The 2038-nt window shown below is 36.2% G+C and carries 4 protein-coding genes; all 4 read left to right on the top strand.

The window, feature by feature from the left end; translation table 11 throughout:
- Positions 1-412 (top strand): ABC transporter permease (locus ABZ857_RS44050; RefSeq protein ID WP_357056911.1); only part of this gene is annotated, 412 nt, incomplete at its 5' end.
- 96 nt (positions 413-508) lie between these two features.
- A complete protein-coding gene (locus ABZ857_RS44045; protein ID WP_351502957.1) occupies positions 509-829 on the top strand; it encodes a BRCT domain-containing protein in 321 nt (106 codons plus the stop codon).
- A gap of 30 nt (positions 830-859) precedes the next feature.
- Complete coding sequence (locus ABZ857_RS44040; RefSeq protein ID WP_351662186.1) at positions 860-1315, top strand: hypothetical protein; 456 nt, start codon at positions 860-862, stop codon at positions 1313-1315.
- A 3-nt stretch (positions 1316-1318) separates the two neighbouring features.
- On the top strand, positions 1319-1918 hold the full coding sequence (locus ABZ857_RS44035; RefSeq protein ID WP_357056907.1) for a recombinase family protein: 600 nt from the start codon (positions 1319-1321) through the stop codon (positions 1916-1918).
- Positions 1919-2038: the final 120 nt, after the last annotated feature.

Raw genomic sequence — 2038 nt, 5'->3', positions numbered from 1 at the left:
TTCAATTATTTTAGTATTTTTAGTCGGTTTTTTAGTTAGAGGAATTCACTTAACCTTTATTCAATGGCTTATGTCAGGATTATTACTATTAATTGGAGCCATTGTGTTTCTTAGTTTAGGAACTATTTTAACAAATTTTAAAGATGAAAAAACAGCATCTGTATTTTCCGATATATTATTTTTAGCTTTAGCGATGTTAGGGGGATTATGGTTTCCTACTAGTCAATTTCCTGAATGGTTGCAAATGTTATCTAAATTAACTCCTACCTATCATTTTAGAGAGTTAGCTGTTGGATATATAAGTAATAATGAGATACCTTCAAAATCTATTTTAATAATGATAATTTACGCTATTATCTTTATATCTATTTCGCTTATTATATCTAAGAATAGAAAACAAGATATTGCTTAATTTTATAAATAATGAGTTAACTAAGTTCAATAAAGTATACTTTATTGAACTGTTTTTGGTTAGTGGTATAATAGGTATTGTAGGTGTTCAATAGACTTGTTCAAAAAAAGAGGTGGAAAATTGTTAGAAAATGAATATTTCGTGTTCACTGGAACACTCACCACAATGACGAGAAAACAGGCGCAAGCTATTATTTCAGGGCTAGAAGGTCATAATCAAAGTAGTGTCACGAAAAAAACCACACGGCTGGTGACAGGCTATTTCCCCATTGATTTAATCAAAGGCTATTCCCCTTCTCAAAAACTGACAGAAGCAGAACAAGCAATTGAATCCGGACAGCCTTTAATTATCATGAGCGAAAAAGAGTTTGTGGACTTTTTAGCACAATTTTTCCAATTACTCGCAAAAGGGCTATAAACAATCATAAAAGAAAGAGAGAAACTATAAATGAAAAAAATAATCGCATTGAGTAGCATTGTTCTTCTAGCTATTTTTGGACTTGTAGCATGTGGTACGAACTCCCAAAAATTATCGAAAGAGAATATTGACCGTATTCATTTTACCATTACAAATGGGAGTAACTATCAATTTCAAGAAACGGATATGAATATCAAGGAAAAAGAAATGGTTTCATCAATTGTCGATTATCTTGATGAGTTGGATTTATCCAAAAAAAATGAGGTCAAAGATACTGGCGGTTTAGTCGGTGCTGATACGTATACACTAGATTTGAACCGTGGAACAAAATTTGTCAGAAGATACATGATTTATGGCGATTACATCACCATTGGTAAGGATAAAAGACAGCAAGTGATTTATAAAGTGAAACATGATAAACTATCTGATTTACTTAAAACGTTGGACGATTTGGCAGAAGCCAATAATGATAAAGAGGGGGAGTAGAAAATGGCAAAAATAGGTTATGCTCGTGTTTCAAGCAAAGAACAGAACCTAGACCGCCAGTTAGAAGCCTTACAGGACGTTTCTAAGGTGTTTTCAGATAAGGCAAGCGGACAATCTACTGAACGTCCTCAATTACAAGCCATGCTGACTTATTTACATGAGGGTGATATTGTCGTGGTGACAGAATTAGACCGCTTAGGACGAAATAACAAAGAATTAACCGAACTGATGAACCAAATTCAACAAAAAGGCGCAACGCTGGAAGTCTTAAACTTGCCGTCCATGACAGGGATTGAAGACGATAATTTAAGGCGTTTAATTAATAACTTGATGATTGAATTGTACAAATACCAAGCAGAAAGTGAACGAAAGCGGATTAAAGAACGGCAAGCCCAAGGGATTGCCATTGCCAAACAACGCGGACGATTTAAAGGACGAAAAAAGAAATATTCTTTTGAAGATGAGGGATTGCAACATGCCTTTGATTTATACCAACAAGGATTAACAGAAAAAGAAATCGAGCGTAAAACTGGAATTAATCGAACGACTTTTCGACGTTATCGTCAAAAATATAACGTGGTAAGAGAAGACAGAAAAGAATAAGCTGATATTAGCCCTTTTGAGGGCTGGCGCTCGAACCGAACCGCGCGCCACGCGAGGAGGCCGGCGTCCTGGTGTCCGCTCCGCCCGGCTACGCGCTGCGGGCCGACGTCGAGGACGTGG

Origin of the sequence: Microbispora sp. NPDC046933, from assembly GCF_040644635.1 — a bacterium.
In the GTDB taxonomy this organism is placed as follows: Bacteria; Actinomycetota; Actinomycetes; order Streptosporangiales; family Streptosporangiaceae; genus Microbispora.
The sequence above is the reverse complement of the archived record's forward strand: the minus strand, read 5'-3'. Positions and strand labels throughout refer to the sequence as shown.

Coding starts and splice junctions, on each gene's coding strand:
- ABZ857_RS44040 (WP_351662186.1), top strand. CDS start 860: ATGAAAAAAATAATCGCATTGAGTAGCATTGTTCTTCTAGCTATTTTT.
- ABZ857_RS44035 (WP_357056907.1), top strand. CDS start 1,319: ATGGCAAAAATAGGTTATGCTCGTGTTTCAAGCAAAGAACAGAACCTA.